Source organism: Dyella amyloliquefaciens, from assembly GCF_004296575.1.
Taxonomy (GTDB): domain Bacteria; phylum Pseudomonadota; class Gammaproteobacteria; order Xanthomonadales; family Rhodanobacteraceae; genus Dyella; species Dyella amyloliquefaciens.
On record NZ_SAYT01000005.1, the window covers coordinates 581,235 to 596,942 of the forward strand.

Consider the following 15,708-nt stretch of genomic DNA (forward strand, 5'->3'; position numbering starts at 1 on the left):
TGGCTTGCCCAATCCTTAAGGCCGACGCGTCCCATGAGCTCCCCCAGCCGCCCCAGTGGCCGCGCCAGCGATCAGCTGCGCACCGTCACCATCGAACGCCATTACACCCGCCACGCCGAAGGTTCGGTGCTGGTCTCCTTTGGCGATACCAAGGTGCTGTGCACCGCCAGCATCGAAGACCGCGTGCCGCCGTGGCTGCGCGGCAAGGGTGAAGGCTGGGTCACCGCCGAGTACGGCATGCTGCCGCGCGCCACCAACACCCGCATGCAGCGTGAAGCCGCACGCGGCGGACAAGGTGGCCGCACCATGGAGATCCAGCGCCTCATTGGCCGCAGCCTGCGAGCCTGCGTGGACCGCCAGGCCCTGGGTGAGCGCGTCATCACGCTCGACTGCGACGTGATCCAGGCCGACGGCGGCACCCGCACGGCCGCGATCACCGGCGCCTACGTGGCGCTGGTCGATGCGGTGAGCCTGCTCATGAAGCGCGAGAACCTCCGCCGCAATCCGGTGATGGGCGCCGTGGCCGCCGTTTCGGTAGGCATCTACCAGGGCGTGCCCGTGCTCGATCTCGATTACGCCGAGGATTCGAACTGCGACACCGACATGAACGTGGTGATGAACGACGGCGGCGGTTTCATCGAGGTGCAGGGCACGGCCGAAGGCCATGCGTTCCGCCGCGACGAGATGGATGCCATGCTGGCCTTGGCCGAAAAGGGCATCGGCGAGCTGGTGGCGGCTCAGCGCGCGGCGCTGGAACTGGCCTGACCGCGCATGTCCTCCATCGTTCTCGCCAGCAGCAATCCCGGCAAGCTCGCCGAATTCAACGCCCTGCTTGCCGATAGCGGGCTCAACGTCGTGCCGCAGTCCGCTTACGCCGTGAGCGACGCCGACGAGACCGGTCTCACCTTCGTGGAGAACGCGCTGCTGAAGGCGCGCCACGCGGCGCGCATCAGCGGCCGGCCTGCGCTGGCTGACGACTCCGGCCTGTGCGTCGAATACCTGCGCGGCGCACCGGGCCTGTATTCGGCCCGCTACAGCGGTACGCACGGCGACAACGCGGCGAACAATGCCAAGCTGCTGCAGGAAATGAAGGACGTACCCACTGAACAGCGTGGCGCGTTCTTCATCTGCGTGCTCGTACTGTTGCAGCACGCGGACGATCCGGCGCCGCTGATCGCCGAGGGCCGCTGGCATGGTCGCGTGCTGACCGAACAGCGCGGCGCCCACGGCTTCGGCTACGACCCGTTGTTCCTGCCCGACGGGGAGACGGTGACTGCCGCCGAGATGCCACCGGGACTGAAGAACCGCATCAGCCATCGCGGGCGCGCACTGGCCGAACTTCGCCAGCGCCTCGCCGCACCACACGTCTGAAGCCATGTCGTTGATCGCACCACCGCTATCGCTATACGTCCACATGCCGTGGTGCGTGAAGAAGTGCCCTTATTGCGACTTCAATTCGCATGGCGTCAAAGGCGAGTTGCCGCCATATGCCGAATACGTCGACGTGCTGCTTGCCGACCTCGACGCGGATCTGCGTGATTTCGGCAGCGCCGCGTACGGCCGCCCGGTGCACAGCATCTTCTTCGGTGGCGGCACGCCCAGCCTGTTCACGCCGGATCTGATCGACCGTTTCCTCGACGGCGTGCGCGAACGCTTGCCGCTGGTCGAGGGCGCCGAGGTCACGCTGGAGACCAATCCGGGCACGGTCGAGCACGGTCGTTTCGACGGCTACCTCGCGGCGGGCGTGAACCGTTTGTCGTTCGGCATCCAGAGTTTCGACGACGACAAGCTGCGTCGCCTGGGCCGTATCCACTCGGCCAGCGAGGCCGAGGCGGCGGTGAAGTCGGCGCAGGACGCAGGCTACGCCAACATCAACCTCGACCTGATGTATGCGCTGCCCCAGCAGGCCCTCGAGGGCGCGCAGGCCGACGTAACACGTGCCATCGCGCTGCAGCCGACGCATATCTCGCATTACCAGCTGACCCTGGAACCCAACACCGCCTTCGCCGCGAACCCGCCGCCCCTGCCCGACGATGATCACGCGTGGGCCATGCAGGAAGCCTGTGAGCAGCAGCTTGCCGCGGCTGGGTATGGGCAGTACGAGATTTCGGCCTATGCGCAGGCGGACCGGCGCTGCGTGCACAACCTCAACTACTGGCGCTTCGGGGACTATCTCGGCATCGGCGCCGGCGCCCACGGCAAGCTCACGCGCACCGACAACGGCACGGTCCATCGCCGCTGGAAGACACGCCACCCCAAGGCCTATCTGGCCGCCGTCGGCGATGCCGGTCGTATCGGTGGTGACGGCCCGGTCGCGATCGACGAGCTGCCATTCGAATACATGCTCAACGCACTGCGACTGATCGATGGCGTGCCACTCGTCGATTTTTCCGAGCGTACCGGCATGCCGATGGAGCGCATTGCTTCGGCACTCGCATCGGCACGTCAACGCGGCTGGCTGGTCGAGGACGCGGCACGCCTGCAAACCACCGCGCTGGGCCAGCGTTTTCTCAACGACGTGATTTCCAGCTTCCTCGACTAAGCAGCTGCCCGGCTCAGCCCAGTCCGAGCGTCGGTGATTGCACCAGCGCCTCGAGGAACGCAAGCACCACGGCGGAAGTTTCACCCCTCAGCGGCAGCGCGATCGGATGGGCGACCACTGAGCCGTCCGGTCGGTGCACGTGCGCTACGTTGTCGACGCCCGGATGCGCAACCGGCGCGGTATCGAGCCGCCAGCCCTCCCCCGCCCAGTGCCATTCGAACGACCACGCCTGCGGCGTCAGCGCGCGTACCAGCACCTGGATACCCGATTCGCCGCTGAAGGAAATCCCGTCAGGGTGCAAACGCATGCCGCCGGCGAATTCGGACGGCAGCGACGACCGGATCCGGTACGCCAGGGCGGCCAGGCCGGAGCGCGGGGGTGGCAGGCGCTTGCCACCGTTGGCGATCAGGCAGCGCCACTGCAGGGTTTCCTGCAGGGCGCGCTCGCGGTCACCGATGAGCCGCACCGCCAGCCAGGCGTCGTAACCCGGGTGTTCGGGCAAGGCGCCATCGCGTACCGCGGCAAGCATCGCATCGGCGTCTGCGCAGCCCGTATCCTCGAGCAGGCGCTTGCGCCGCTCACGGAGGTCGTACATCCGCCGCGAAACGTCGGAAATCGCCGAAGCGGTCCGCGGGTCCACGTTCTCAAAAAAGGCTCTCATACGCTCTCCCTCACATGCCCATGTCGCCGCCGGCGCCGCCATCCAGGCGCACCATGTCCGGCGTGATCTGTGCGTAGCTCAAAACTTCTCCGCCGAACTGGCGTGCGAACGCCTCCGCGTCCGCGCGCTCGGCAAAGCTGGCCAGGGTGGGTCCCATGCTTCCGCTGCGATGCGAACCACGCACGTAGTAAGCCTTGGTCGCATCGGTCCAGTGCCCGTGCGGGTGGTCCCAGTCGGCGTGCGCCATGTCCTGGGTATAGGCGCCCTTCAAGGCACGCACCTGCTCGGGATGCAGCAGCATCGACAGCAGCTCCAGCGTGTCGCAGAAGTACGCCGTCCTGCCGTCCGCGTAGCTGATCTGCCCCTTGGGGCCGGGGTAGTCGGCCAGGGTCATGCCGTCAAGCTCGCAGTACGCGTCGGCACGCGGCTCGACCGGCCCCTGCGTGTCGGCCTGCTGAGCGCACGCCGCAAGCAGCACCACGAGAAGCCCGGGTATCCAACGTCGCATCGAACTCATCGAAACCTCCAAAGTGCCACGCCGAGCGGCGCGGCGATCCAGGCAAGCAAGACGCTGTACAGAGTGGCGGGCGCATTCCAGCCCTGGGCCATCAAGGTGCCCAGACCAAACGAGCTGCGCAGCGCGTCAGCGCCGAACACGTTGATCACGCGGAACACATCCGCGGGATTGAGCAGCAAGGCATAGGGCGCCCAGGTCGAGGCGTGGCTCCCGGCCGACGCCACCAGCACGCCCAGCAAGGACAGGTCGAACACCAGGACGAAGCCAAACCACAGCGCGATGGCGGCACCGGTGGCCCGCGTGCGGTCCCGCGCCACCGTCGACACCAGCACGGCCAGGCTGAGGAAGGCCAGGCCCAGCATCAGCGCGCTGCCGACGAAGCGCAGGTAGATCACCAACGCGGCGCCATCCATCGAGGGCGCCAGTGGCACCAGTGCGGCACCGAAACCCACCAGCGTCGCCATCGACAAGGCAGCCGCCAGGCCCAGGTATTTGCCGATCAGCAGCTCGGCGCGCGTGATCGGCTGCGACAGCAGCAGGTCCAGCACGCCGCGCTCCCGCTCGCCGACCACCGCGTCGAAACCAAGCAGCAAGGCAATCAGCGGCACCAGGTAAATGGCCAGGCTGGTCAGGCTCGCCACCGTGGCAGCCGCGCTGCGCAGGCCCACCACGCCCGACTGGGCTCCGCCGAAATACGCGATCAACAGCGCGAAGGCCCCAAACACCACGGCTACTGCCAGCACCCAGCGGTTGCGCAGGCGGTCACGCCATTCCTTGGCAGCGATTGCGGCAACCAGGCGCCATTGCCAGCACGATGCCCGCTTCATGCCGCACGCTCCACCCAGGTGCTGCCACGCTGGTGGCGCAGGAACACGTCCTCGAGGGTAGGCTCGGTGAGCGTGTATTCCAGCAATTCGTCGGACAGTGCCGCGAGCACGCGAAGTAGCGTCATGCGCTGGGATAACGTCACCGCCGCCTGCACCAGACCATCCGGTGTGTCCTGGGGCAAGAAGCCCGCCGCCAGCAGCGCGCCCCGCACGCGATCGCGCGCGCCTTCCCGCGGCGTCACTGCCAGGCGTGCCGGCAGGCCGGACGCGGTGGCCAGTGCCGTCACCGTACCTTCCGCTACCAGCTTGCCGCTCGCCATGATCACTAGGCGGTCCACCCTCGACTGGATTTCCGCCAGCAGGTGCGAGCTGAGGATGATGGTGGTTCCATCGTTCCTCAGCTGCTGCAGCACGTTGTAGAAGCCATGGATCGCCTCCGGATCCAGGCCATTGGTCGGCTCGTCGAGCAGCAGCAGGCGCGGCTCGCCCAACAACGCCTGCGCAAAGCCCAGCCGCTGGCGCATACCCTTGGAGTACTCGCGGACGGCACGATGCATCGCCTCGCCCAGACCCACGCGCTCAAGCAGGCTCTTGCAGCGCGAAGGATCGGCGGACTTCAGGCGCGCGAAGAAGCGCAGCGTTTCCAGCCCCGAAAGGTTGTCGTACAGCGCCACGTGTTCCGGCAGATAGCCGATGGCGCGGCGCACCTCACGGAACCGGCTTCCACGCACCGGTTCGCCGAAGAGCAGGATGTCGCCCTCGTCCGCGGCGATGATGCCAAGCATCATCTTGAACAGGGTGCTCTTGCCCGCACCGTTATGGCCCGCCAGCCCGACCATCTCGCCTTCCCTGCAGGAAAAGCCAATGCCGCGAACCACGGATGTCGCGCCATAGCGCTTCACCACGCCCTTGATTTCAACGACCGCTGCGTTCAAGCCACTGGCTCCAGTCGACATGATGGGGGCGCATCGCGGGATGCGCATCGATGATGGTGGGCACGCGAAGCACCGGAAACTGCTTTGCCGCCAGCCCCAGCGCCTGCAACGCGGGACTGCTGTCCAGCAACTTGACGAAGGGATAGCGCGAGACCAGCCGGTCGGTCAGTTCGTTCGCCTCGAAGGGCACGTCGCCGTAGCCGTCCGCGTCCGCGTCCCAGCCCAGGTAGTTGCTCCAGTAGTTACCTTCGTGCTTGCCCCACTCCACGTCGCGCGTGGCGACGTAGCTCACCTGTTCGGCATTGCCGATGAAGTCGTTGCCATCCACTTCGTTGTTGTACGAGCCGGCCCACAGGTGCACGCCGACCGCGTTGCCGATCACCAGGTTGTTACGCAGGGTGAGGTACTCGGCGTCGTAGACGAACAACCCCTCGCCGTTGCCCGCCGATACATTGCCCGTGATGGTCGAATCCTGGATCGTCCGCAGCATGATGCCGTGACCGACGTTGCCCCAGGCCACGTTGTTGCGCACCTCGAGATCCCGCACCTCCATCAGTGCCAGACCGCCGAGGTTGTGGAAGCTCTCGTTGCCCTCCCACAGGTTGTGGTACGAGTTCATGTAGTGCGTGCCGTAGCGCACGTCGTGGATACGGTTGCCGACGAAGCGCGCGTGGTGCGACACATCCACGTAGATGCCATCGCGGGCGAAGCTGATGTGGTTGCGCTCGATCGATGCGCCTTCGGTGTTGTACAGCTGAATGGCGTTGCCGCGCTGCGAAGAAAATTTTTCGCGCATTCCTGTGATCAGGTTGTCTTCCACCGACACCTGGTTGCTCTTCTCGATCCACAGGCCGAACAGCACATGGGCGAAATCGCAGTGGCTGACCACGGCACGGTCGGATCCGGGCTGGATGTAGATGCCGGCGTTCTGTGCCCCCAGGTCGTCACCGCTGTCGCGCACGATCACCCCTTCGACGCGTACATCCGGGGACGCGATGCGTATGACATCGCCCTTGCCGTCGCCGCTTATGGTGGGCCGGCCCACGCCGACCAGCGTCAACGGCTTGTCGATGCGCAAGCCGCCGACGTATAGGCCACGCTCGATCTCGATGGTGTCGCCCGGTGATGCCTGCGCTATCGCCGCGCCGATCCGCTCGCCGGGATGCACGCGGAGCGTCGCCGCACTCGCGGGCAGCGCAGCCAAGCCGAGCAGCAGGAGCGCCGACAGGCGTTTCATTCGACCAGCTTGATCGGGATGAAGTGGCCGTCGCGACCGATCGGCGTCAGCGGCAGGCCGGCCTTGGCGCGGCGCTTGCGCTCGGAGCTGAGCGGCGGACAGGCGTGATCGTCGTGATAGAGCACCAGGCAATCCAGGCATTGCATGCATTCGGAGGGATCGATCCGCCCCTGGGGATCGATGGCCTGCGAACCGCAACCCACCGCGCACGCCTTGCAGGTCGAGCATTCCGCCTTGCGCTTGAGCCCGAACAGGCGGAAGCGCGACGGCAGTGCGAGCGCGGCGCCCAGCGGACACAGGTACTTGCAGAACGGGCGCTCGACGAACATGGAGAGCGCCACGAGCGCCGACCAGAACAGCACGAACGGCCAGCTGCGATTCCACACGTGGACCATGAAGGTGGTCTTGAACGGTTCCACTTCGGCCATCCGCTCGGCCAGTGCCATGGAGTGGAATGAAGCTGCCACCAACACCGCCAGCACGACGTACTTCATCCAGCGCAGGCGATGGTGCCAGCGCGACGGCAAGGCAAACTGCCAGCGCCCGAGACCAAGGCGCCGTGCGCCGCGAAACAGCAGCTCGCTCATCGAGCCATACGGGCACAGCCAACCGCAGAACACGCCGCGGCCCCACAAGGCGATGGTGATGGCGATGAAGATCCAGAACAGGAAGATCAGCGGATCACTGAGAAAAAGGTCCCAGCGCCAGCCGTCGAACGGCGCATGGATCAGCGTAAGCACCTGCACCACGGACGGTTGCGCCAACTGCGTCGCGCCGACGAAGCCCACGGCGATGATCCAGCTGGCGGTATGCGGCCACAGGATCCAGCGCTTGTCGTTGCGCCTGGAGCGTGCGGCCCAGCGCATGCGCAAGGCGTAGAACACGCCAACGGACAGCAGCAGCGCCACGAAGGCGGCGATGGTGAAGGCCTTGGCCTTCCACAGCTTCACCCAGGCCGGCGTCGGCGTCTCGATGGTCGGGCGGCCCCCTTCCAGGTAGCGCGCCGGCAGCCAGTACTCGGCGTTGAAATTGGCGAAGTCCGCATTGCCGTGATCACCGGCATGCTTGGACAGGAACGCGAGCCGCCACGGATACGCCGCGGAGAACGACTTGCCACGCAGGATGAAGATGCCCGACTCGTCGTACGTCGGAACGCCGGGAACATCGACGTGATAGAGGTTGCGGTAATCGCCATCACCGAACTGGAAAGTGTCCGCATCCTGGGTGATCTGGATGCGGTCATACACACCGCCGCGCACGAAGGCCGAGCCCTTGAACGAGCTGCTGCCGCTGTTGATGATGAAGATGGCGTGCTCGCCCGGCTTCAAGTCCGCCATCAAGCGCTGGTAACCCGCCTCGCCCAGCACGGCCTTGCCCACCGCAGGCGCATTGAGATAGCCGAACCATAGATCGATGAACGGCTGCGCAGCCCGCGGCTCGCCCACCTGCTCGGGCATCACCTTGAGATGGCTGACACTCCCATCGGCGACCAATCCTGCCCAGTCGGACGGCGCAGCCGTGCCGGCAAACCGGGCCTGGGGGCGTTCCACGGCATGGATCAACCCGACCTGGCGTGCCACGGCATAGCTGCCCCGCCCCACCATCTGGTTCTCGGCCAGCACGGTGACGGTGGCGCCGCTGATGGCGTCCATCGGCACGTTGGTGCCATCGGCTCGGCCGAGCTCGAAATGGGCACCGGCCGGCTTGCCGGTGTACTGGGCCACATATGCCACGAGCTTTTCTTCGGGGATCCCCGCCAGCAGGATCGGCTCGCTGTGGCGCAGGATGCGCACGCCCGTGATGCGCCCCTGTGCATCCATGCCCACCAGGGTGACGATGGGCTTGCCCGAATAGCCGACGATGTCGGGCGTGGTATCCGTGGACAGGAAGACGTAGCCGACCACTTCGTCATGCCCGTTGTGCTGGCGGATGCCTTCCACGTAGGCCGGATTGCCTTTGCGCAACGAAAACCGCTCGGCGTCCGGCAGCACGCTGCTGCACGGCGCGTACCGACACAGCTCGGGACTGGCAAACATGGCGGCAGGAAGCTCCGCCTCATAGGCGCCCGCCAGGGCATGGCCGCTGCCAAGCAGCAGCCAGCACCCGATGATCAATGCGTATAGCCATCCAAACCGATGGCCATACCGAGTAGCGGCGCCACGCCCACGGCGCAAGCCTTCCATGTTCATGACGCGCTTGTTCCTTACTGCGCCTTGCTGACCATGTAATCGACCGCCGCCTTGATCGCGGTCTCGTCGAGGCTCGGGTTGCCGCCGTGCGCGGGCATTGCGCCCTTCTCGCCGGTAAAGCCTTCCATGGCGTGCTTGTAGAGCACGTCCTTGCCCTGCGCGATGCGCGGAGCCCAGTCGTTCTTGTTGCCAAGCACAGGCGCACCGACCGCTGGGCTGCCATGGCACATCACGCACGTGCCCTGGTACACCTTTTCGCCCGGCGAAGGCTCGGCCGCGACCGCTTCGGCGGCAGGTGCCGCGGCAGGCTGGGCAGCCGGTGCCTCGACGGCCGTCGACGGCGACGACGCTGCGTCACCGGCGGGCGCAGCCTTGTCGCCACCACCACACGCAGCAAGCAGCATGGCCGCCGTGACAATCAGCGGACCACCAAAGTGTCGGACTTTCATCGATTGATTCCCTGGGTACGGATGCGGGTCGTGCACGTGCAAACACTGGCTGCATCGGACGACACGAAGATGAGAGCAGCGGAGGGTGCTTTTCACCTTGACGTGCGTCAGCCCTGTGGCAATCGATCCCGCGCTCAAAGCGCACAGGTTCGGCCCTGCGTGACCTGCATCAATGGCTTGGTGTGAAGCGAATCCTAGAGTCCGCGTCGTCTTAAACCGACGCGACCACAGAGGGATGCGCAGATGAGCGGTAACGAAACGAAAGACGGCTATTCGGCAGTCGATCCGAGCCGAAGGAAATTCCTTGGTAACACCGCGATGGCCGGGCTCGCCGGTACCGGCGCGGCGCTTGGCCTGACGGCATGCGGCGCCTCCCAACCCGCCGGTGACAAGGCGGCCACAGGGTTGGCTCCGGCAGCGGCGCCCGACCACGGCGCCTACGATGTACCGCCGGGCAAGCTGGACAGCTACTACATCATTTCGTCCGGCGGTCATTCGGGCGAAGTGCGCATCCTGGGCTGCCCGTCGGGCCGCACGATCAAGCGCATCCCGGTGTTCAACATCGACCCGATGGTGGGCTGGGGTATCACCAACGAATCGCGCGCCATCATCGGCACGCGCCCGGATGGCCAGCTGAAGTACTGGACGGGTGACACGCACCACGTGCACGGCTCGTACAAGGACGGCACCTACGACGGCAAGCACTTCTGGGTCAACGACAAGTTGAATGCGCGCGTGGCACGCATCCGCGGCGACACCTTCGAAGTGGACAAGATCACTGAGCTGCCGAACGTCCAGGGCCACCACGGCCTGTTCCCGGACAAGCGCGACCCGGTGGATGCGTCGATCAACCACACCACGCGCGTGTTCGCCGGCGCGGAGTTCCACATCCCGTTGCCGAACGACGGCCGCGATGAAAACTCGCCCGACAAGTACGGCTGCCTTTTCAGCTGCCTCGACGCCGAAACCATGGAAGTCCGCTGGCAGTGCCGCATCGACGGCAACATGGACCTGGTCGCCACTACCTACGACGGCAAGCTCGCGGCGTCCAACCAGTACAACACCGAGAACGGCATCCACTACGAGGACATGATGTCCGCGGAACAGGACGCCTGCGTGTTCTTCAACATCGCGCGCATCGAAGCGGCGGTGGCGGCGGGCAAGACGACCACCATCGGCGACTCCAAGGTGCCGGTGGTGGATGGCCGCAAGGACGCCAACGCCGACCCGAAAACGGCGCTCACCTGCTACGTGCCGATCCCGAAGAACCCGCACGGCGTCAACGCCAGCCCGGACGGCAAGTACTTCGTCTGCTCCGGCAAGCTGTCGCCGACCTGCTCGGTCATCGACCTGGCACTGGTGACCAAGTGGTTCGACGGCGAACTGGCCAAGCCGCGCGACGCCGTGATCGCCGAGCCCAACGTGGGCCTGGGTCCCTTGCATACCGGCTTCGATGGCCGCGGCAATGCCTATACGACGTTGTTCCTGGACAGCAAGATCGTGAAGTGGAGCGTCGACTCCGCCATCGCGCAGTTCAAGGGCGACACCAAGGCCAAGGTGATCCTCGACACCATCGACGTGCATTACCAGCCCGGCCACGGCTACACCACCATGGGCGAGACCAAGGAACCGGACGGCAAGTTCTACAACTCGGGCAACAAGTTCTCGAAGGACCGCTTCCTGCCCGTGGGCCCGCTGCACGTGGAGACCGAGCAACTCATCGACATCTCCGGCGACAAGATGAAGCTGGTCCACGACCATTCGGCCCACCCCGAGCCGCATGACGCGATCATCGTGCGCGCCGACATCATCAAGACGCGCCAGATCTACGACCTCAACGAGTTCCCCAATGCCGTCAAGAGCAAGGAGGAAAGCACGATCGAGCGCAACGGCAACAAGGTGCACATCAGGCTGATGTCGCAGGCGCCGGCGTACTCGATGCGCGAGTTCAACGTGAAAAAGGGCGATATCGTCACCATCACGCTGACCAACCACGACAAGGTGGAGGACCTGACCCACGGCTTCGGCATACCGAAGTACAACATCAACTTCATCGTCAATCCGCAGGAGACGAAGTCGGTGACGTTCGTGGCCGACAAGCCGGGCATCTTCTGGTGCTACTGCACGCACTTCTGCCATGCACTGCATCTGGAAATGCGCTCGCGCCTGATCGTGGAAGGCTGAGGCTCCACCCGCACGACCCAGGGGCGCCGCCAGACGGCGCCCCTACCCTCTTCATGGCGCCGGTCGCGGCCGACGCCTTCCCGGAGTACCCATGAAACCCCGCTCGCTCAAGACGGCGATACGTGCGGGCATCATGCTCACGACGTTCGCCCTGCTCACCGGCCTGTTCCTGTGGCTGCGCCCCCTGCAGCCCATGCAGGGCGAGTTCCTGGTATTCGGCACACGCGCTCGCATCGAGCTGCTCACGCCCAGTCGCGACGATGCCGACGCAGCCCTGCAGGACATCGGCCACCTCTTCATCCACGACCACCACACCTGGCACCCGTGGGAACCCAGCGAACTGACCCGGCTCAACGACGCGCTGGCACGCGGCCAGTCCTATCGCGTGCCACCGGATGTCGCTGACCTGATCCGCCGCGCGCAGCTCGGCTACGCCCAGACCGATGGATTGTTCAACGCCGCGGCCGGCCGCCTGATCGGGGCCTGGGGTTTCCACACCAGCCACTATCCCGTACAGACCGCTGCGCCCTCCGACGGTGAGGTCACGAACCTGCTCGCCGAGCGGCCCGACATGGACGAGGTCCATATCGCCGCGGATGGCACCATCAGTGCCAGCAATCCGTTTGTCTCGATCGACATCAACGGCCTGTCCGAGGGCTATGCGTCCTCTCAGGTGCGGGAGCTGCTCGCCCGGCATGGCATCCACCATGCCCTGATCTACCTGGGCGGCTTCGTCATGGCGGTCGGACGCAACCACGGCCAGACCTGGCGAATCGGCGTCAGCGCCCCGACGGGCGTGCTGGGCAATATCGACCTCGATGGCGGCGAGTCGCTGGCCTCCTCAGGGGATTACCAGCGCCATCGCGCCTCTTCTCCCGACCTTGGCCACATCGTCGATACCCGCACGGGCTGGCCGCAACGGGCCAGTGCCGCCACCAGCGTGCTCAGCGACGACGCGGTCTACGCCGACATCGCCGCCACGGCACTGATGGTCGCCGGCCCGGCCGGGTTCCAGCATATGGCCGACCATATGCAGATGAACTGTGCCCTGCTGCTGGGGCACGACGGCAAGCTCTACATCACGCCCGGCATGCGTGCCCGGCTGCACACGAGCTTTCCCCCGGCCATGCTGCAGATCATCCCCCGCCCATCCACAGACTGCCGCCGAAGCGGCGCCAGTGGCGCACCACCGGTCGTGATCCCGGCGGGCATATAGGCGCTCATTGGCCGGCACGCCCCCTGATGCCGTCACATTTCCCCGTCCCAACCGCCTCCTGACCCAGCCTCCCCCATACAGCCGATGGCGGGGCTGCGGGCGAGGCCCTACACTGCGTTCATTCCGGGGGGAACGCACAGGGTCAGCCATGGATGTCGAACAACAGGGTCGACGTCAACCATTTGCATCCGATCGAGACGCACGTCCAGACCGTGCCGACTGGTCGCCGCGTGCCCGCCGCCTGATCGAAGAGACCCATGCGCTGTGCGTCAGCTGGCTGGAGGCGCCGCTGCGTGCATGTCTGTTCGACATCGAGCAACGCCTCTATTCGCAGGCCGAGCGCTCGCGCAACAACCTCGAGCAGCAGCGGAGCCTGTTCAGCCGCCAACTGCTGCAGCAACAGCGCCCGGTGCTGGAGCGGCGTTTCCTCGAAGGCGTGCGCAAGCATTTCAGCCGGCTCGGCTCGGCCGTCATCGCGACGGAAGAGCACGAGCCCGCCCATCGGCCGCTGGAATTGCTCGACCAGAGCGAGCACGAGCAGAGCGTCGCCGTGCAGACCCTGGTGGCGCGCGGAGAAGCCCGGCATGGCTCCGCGCTGTTCGAACTTGGCTATCGTTTCGCGGTACTGGTCAGCCAGCCGCCGCTTGAAGGCGAACATCTCCCGCTGGGACCCCTGGCGCTGTCATCGGCATTCCGCGAAGGCGGCGAGGCGCTGGTCGACTTTCCGGTGGAGCACCGCGTGCTGATGCTGCAGTGCTTCGACACGGCGGTGATCAGCACGCTGGGCTCCCTGTATGACACGGTCAACGAACACCTGCGTGCTGACGGCGTCCTGCCCCAGCTGCGCGCGTTCCCGACACCGCCACGCACGCAGGTCGAGCGACCGCAGCGTGGTGGAAGCGGCGAAAACGCGCCCGCCAATTTCTCGCGCCAGCCTCCCGCTCCGGCCGCACCCGCACCGCTCAGCCCCACCCCTGCTCGCAGCGACAGCATCGCCGTGCTGGATAACCTGCGCGAGATGCTGGCCCAGCATCGCGCCGGCCAGGGTGCGCTGAACTATCAGCAGAGCGGTCGCCCTGCCTCGCCGGAGGAACTGCAGCTCGCACTCGATGCGCTGCAATTGCACGTCTCCGACGTCGCCGATCACGCGCAGCGCGAACTGCGCAGTGCACACGCGCTGCGCGAGGAGCTGATCACCCAGCTCAATGCCGGCAAGCCGGCAGGTGCCAGCCAGACCCACCTCACCGCCGAACAGGGCGACACGGTGGAACTCGTCGCCATGCTGTTCGAGCAACTGGGCCACCAATTGCAGCACGAAGGCAGCGCCCACTCGCTGCTCGGCGACCTGCAGCTGCCGCTGCTGCGCATGGCCGTCGCCGACAAGGGATTCTTCAACCAGCGCGAACATCCAGCGCGCAAGCTGCTAGGTGTAGTCACCGAGGCCGCCAACGATTGGCTGGATGTGCCCGATGGCGACGCCGATCGCTCACTGGGCGCCAAGCTCAACCAGCTGGTGGACCGCGCCCGCCGCGAGCCCCCCAGTACCGGCCTTTACACCAGCCTTCTGGCAGACATCGAACATCACCTGAGCCTGCTCAATCGCAAGGCGCAGATCGCCGAGCGCCGCCAGGTCGAGGCCATGCAGGGGCGCGAGCGCCTTGAGCAGGCGCGCCATCGCGCCGCGGCGCTGATGACCGAACGTTTCGAACGCTGCAATCCGCGCGGTCTGCTGCGCACGCTGCTGGAGCGCGCCTGGTCCGATGTGCTGGCCCTGACGTTGTTGCGCCACGGCGAGGACAGTGAAGCGTTCACGCTGCGCCTGCGCATCACCGACCAGTTGCTGGGCCAGCTGCCGGTGGCTGACCAGGGCCTGCTGCAGTCGGAAGTGGAATCCGGCCTGCAGCAGATCGGCATGCACGCCGAAGAAGCCGTGCAGGTGGCGCAACGCCTGCTGGGCATTTCAGCCAGCACGCCAGCCGCCACCGAGAACACCGCCACCACGACGGAACTCGCGCTCAAGCTCAAGCAGCACCAACGCCTGGGCGAGCACGTTGCACCGGAAGCTCCGGTCGCTGCACCGGCACCACCGCCGGTACCGGCCTCGCCCGAATCGCCCGAACGGCGGATCTACCAGCGCCTGCGCCAACTGCCCTTCGGCACGTGGTTCGAGTTCATCGACGCCAACAACGGCAAGGTCAGCCAGCGCAAGCTGGCCTGGTATTCGCCCGTATCGGGCAACGCCCTGTTCGTGACACGCCGCGGCATGCGCGACGAGGAAATGCCACTGCAGCATCTCGCCCATGAAATGGCCTGCGGCCACGTGCGCGAAATGGCTCACGTGCGCGACAACCTGCTCGACCGTGCCTGGCACGCGCTGACCAGCCATCTTCGCCAGGTCGCCCGCCCGCTTACGGCCGCATCGAGGGACGGAGCGTGAGCGAGAACATTACCTCCATCGACCAGCGTCGCGCCCAGCGCAAGCGCGCCAACTTCACCGCAATCGTCACCGATGTGATCAGCGGCCAGCCGATCGGCCACCTGGGCAACCTGTCGGCCAACGGCATGCTGCTGATCAGCGCCCACCCGCCGCGCAGCGAAGCTATCTACCAGGTCAGCCTGTCATTGCCCGGACTGGGTAGCGCTCCGCAGACGATCGAAGTGGGTATCCAGGAGCAATGGCACGAAGCCGCCGCCAGCCCGGGACAGATCTGGGCGGGTTATCGCATCGTGGCGATCGACGATGCGGATGCGGCGCTGCTGGATGCCTGGTTGGAGCAGCCCGGGCATCCGTGAGTTTGTCGTCCTCCTTCGTTTGGGGAGGAGGTTCTGCAGGCATCACCATACGCACGACTCGATCTCTTTGAAGTCTCTCGCAAGCACCCACCCCTCACCCCAGCCCTCTCCCCAAAGGGGAGAGGGAGCGAAGCGGGCTCCGCTTTAAGTCCTCAGCG

General features: G+C 66.0%; 14 protein-coding genes. 7 read left to right on the forward strand and 7 right to left on the reverse strand.

What is annotated here, in order from left to right; all coding sequences use genetic code 11:
• Positions 1-33 precede the first annotated feature (33 nt).
• Genes rph through hemW form a run of 3 tightly spaced genes read left to right on the forward strand, consistent with a single transcriptional unit; the run spans position 34 to position 2,542 of the window.
• Positions 34-765 carry a ribonuclease PH gene (gene rph, locus EPB08_RS14385; RefSeq protein WP_130619780.1) on the forward strand — a complete coding sequence of 244 codons (732 nt, stop codon included), beginning with the start codon at positions 34-36 and terminating at the stop codon, positions 763-765.
• A 6-nt stretch (positions 766-771) separates the two neighbouring features.
• The gene (gene rdgB, locus EPB08_RS14390; RefSeq protein ID WP_130619781.1) at positions 772-1,371 is read left to right on the forward strand and encodes an RdgB/HAM1 family non-canonical purine NTP pyrophosphatase; all 600 of its coding nucleotides are present in this window, start codon (positions 772-774) and stop codon (positions 1,369-1,371) included.
• Between the two features lie 4 nt (positions 1,372-1,375).
• Entirely contained in the window at positions 1,376-2,542 is a 1,167-nt protein-coding gene (gene hemW, locus EPB08_RS14395; protein ID WP_130619782.1) for a radical SAM family heme chaperone HemW, read from the forward strand.
• Positions 2,543-2,555: 13 nt separating this feature from the next.
• Here the strand turns inward: hemW and EPB08_RS14400 are convergent, their stop codons facing one another.
• Genes EPB08_RS14400 through EPB08_RS14430 form a run of 7 tightly spaced genes read right to left on the reverse strand, consistent with a single transcriptional unit; the run spans position 2,556 to position 9,357 of the window.
• Complete coding sequence (locus EPB08_RS14400) at positions 2,556-3,203, reverse strand: hypothetical protein (RefSeq protein WP_130619783.1); 648 nt, start codon at positions 3,201-3,203, stop codon at positions 2,556-2,558.
• A 10-nt stretch (positions 3,204-3,213) separates the two neighbouring features.
• Complete coding sequence (locus EPB08_RS14405) at positions 3,214-3,720, reverse strand: nitrous oxide reductase accessory protein NosL (RefSeq protein WP_130619784.1); 507 nt, start codon at positions 3,718-3,720, stop codon at positions 3,214-3,216.
• Positions 3,717-4,547, reverse strand: coding sequence for an ABC transporter permease (locus EPB08_RS14410; RefSeq protein ID WP_130619785.1), 831 nt, complete (start codon positions 4,545-4,547; stop codon positions 3,717-3,719). The genes EPB08_RS14405 and EPB08_RS14410 overlap by 4 nt, the downstream gene beginning before the upstream one ends.
• Complete coding sequence (locus EPB08_RS14415; RefSeq protein WP_205746358.1) at positions 4,544-5,482, reverse strand: ABC transporter ATP-binding protein; 939 nt, start codon at positions 5,480-5,482, stop codon at positions 4,544-4,546. The genes EPB08_RS14410 and EPB08_RS14415 overlap by 4 nt, the downstream gene beginning before the upstream one ends.
• Positions 5,463-6,719: a nitrous oxide reductase family maturation protein NosD gene (locus tag EPB08_RS14420; protein ID WP_130619787.1), complete on the reverse strand. Its 1,257-nt coding sequence runs from the start codon at positions 6,717-6,719 to the stop codon at positions 5,463-5,465. Before EPB08_RS14420 ends, EPB08_RS14415 begins: the two co-directional genes overlap by 20 nt.
• Positions 6,716-8,908, reverse strand: a complete 2,193-nt coding sequence (locus EPB08_RS14425) for a NosR/NirI family protein (RefSeq protein WP_205746359.1) — start codon at positions 8,906-8,908, stop codon at positions 6,716-6,718. The genes EPB08_RS14420 and EPB08_RS14425 overlap by 4 nt, the downstream gene beginning before the upstream one ends.
• Before the next feature lie 14 nt (positions 8,909-8,922).
• Complete coding sequence (locus EPB08_RS14430) at positions 8,923-9,357, reverse strand: c-type cytochrome (RefSeq protein ID WP_130619788.1); 435 nt, start codon at positions 9,355-9,357, stop codon at positions 8,923-8,925.
• A 243-nt stretch (positions 9,358-9,600) separates the two neighbouring features.
• Between EPB08_RS14430 and nosZ the strand changes: the two genes are divergently transcribed.
• From nosZ to EPB08_RS14450, 4 genes are all read left to right on the forward strand, one after another.
• On the forward strand, positions 9,601-11,541 hold the full coding sequence (nosZ, locus tag EPB08_RS14435) for a TAT-dependent nitrous-oxide reductase (RefSeq protein WP_130619789.1): 1,941 nt from the start codon (positions 9,601-9,603) through the stop codon (positions 11,539-11,541).
• A gap of 91 nt (positions 11,542-11,632) precedes the next feature.
• Complete coding sequence (locus tag EPB08_RS14440; protein ID WP_130619790.1) at positions 11,633-12,757, forward strand: FAD:protein FMN transferase; 1,125 nt, start codon at positions 11,633-11,635, stop codon at positions 12,755-12,757.
• Between the two features lie 148 nt (positions 12,758-12,905).
• Complete coding sequence (locus tag EPB08_RS14445; RefSeq protein WP_130619791.1) at positions 12,906-15,194, forward strand: DUF1631 family protein; 2,289 nt, start codon at positions 12,906-12,908, stop codon at positions 15,192-15,194.
• Complete coding sequence (locus EPB08_RS14450) at positions 15,191-15,550, forward strand: PilZ domain-containing protein (RefSeq protein ID WP_229238350.1); 360 nt, start codon at positions 15,191-15,193, stop codon at positions 15,548-15,550. The genes EPB08_RS14445 and EPB08_RS14450 overlap by 4 nt, the downstream gene beginning before the upstream one ends.
• Positions 15,551-15,708: the final 158 nt, after the last annotated feature.

Bases quoted from the DNA above. Each gene is read 5' to 3' on its own strand.
- rph (WP_130619780.1), top strand. From the start codon at position 34: ATGAGCTCCCCCAGCCGCCCCAGTGGCCGCGCCAGCGATCAGCTGCGC.
- rdgB (WP_130619781.1), top strand. From the start codon at position 772: ATGTCCTCCATCGTTCTCGCCAGCAGCAATCCCGGCAAGCTCGCCGAA.
- hemW (WP_130619782.1), top strand. From the start codon at position 1,376: ATGTCGTTGATCGCACCACCGCTATCGCTATACGTCCACATGCCGTGG.
- EPB08_RS14400 (WP_130619783.1), bottom strand. From the start codon at position 3,203: ATGAGAGCCTTTTTTGAGAACGTGGACCCGCGGACCGCTTCGGCGATT.
- EPB08_RS14405 (WP_130619784.1), bottom strand. From the start codon at position 3,720: ATGAGTTCGATGCGACGTTGGATACCCGGGCTTCTCGTGGTGCTGCTT.
- EPB08_RS14410 (WP_130619785.1), bottom strand. From the start codon at position 4,547: ATGAAGCGGGCATCGTGCTGGCAATGGCGCCTGGTTGCCGCAATCGCT.
- EPB08_RS14420 (WP_130619787.1), bottom strand. From the start codon at position 6,719: ATGAAACGCCTGTCGGCGCTCCTGCTGCTCGGCTTGGCTGCGCTGCCC.
- EPB08_RS14425 (WP_205746359.1), bottom strand. From the start codon at position 8,908: ATGAACATGGAAGGCTTGCGCCGTGGGCGTGGCGCCGCTACTCGGTAT.
- EPB08_RS14430 (WP_130619788.1), bottom strand. From the start codon at position 9,357: ATGAAAGTCCGACACTTTGGTGGTCCGCTGATTGTCACGGCGGCCATG.
- nosZ (WP_130619789.1), top strand. From the start codon at position 9,601: ATGAGCGGTAACGAAACGAAAGACGGCTATTCGGCAGTCGATCCGAGC.
- EPB08_RS14440 (WP_130619790.1), top strand. From the start codon at position 11,633: ATGAAACCCCGCTCGCTCAAGACGGCGATACGTGCGGGCATCATGCTC.
- EPB08_RS14445 (WP_130619791.1), top strand. From the start codon at position 12,906: ATGGATGTCGAACAACAGGGTCGACGTCAACCATTTGCATCCGATCGA.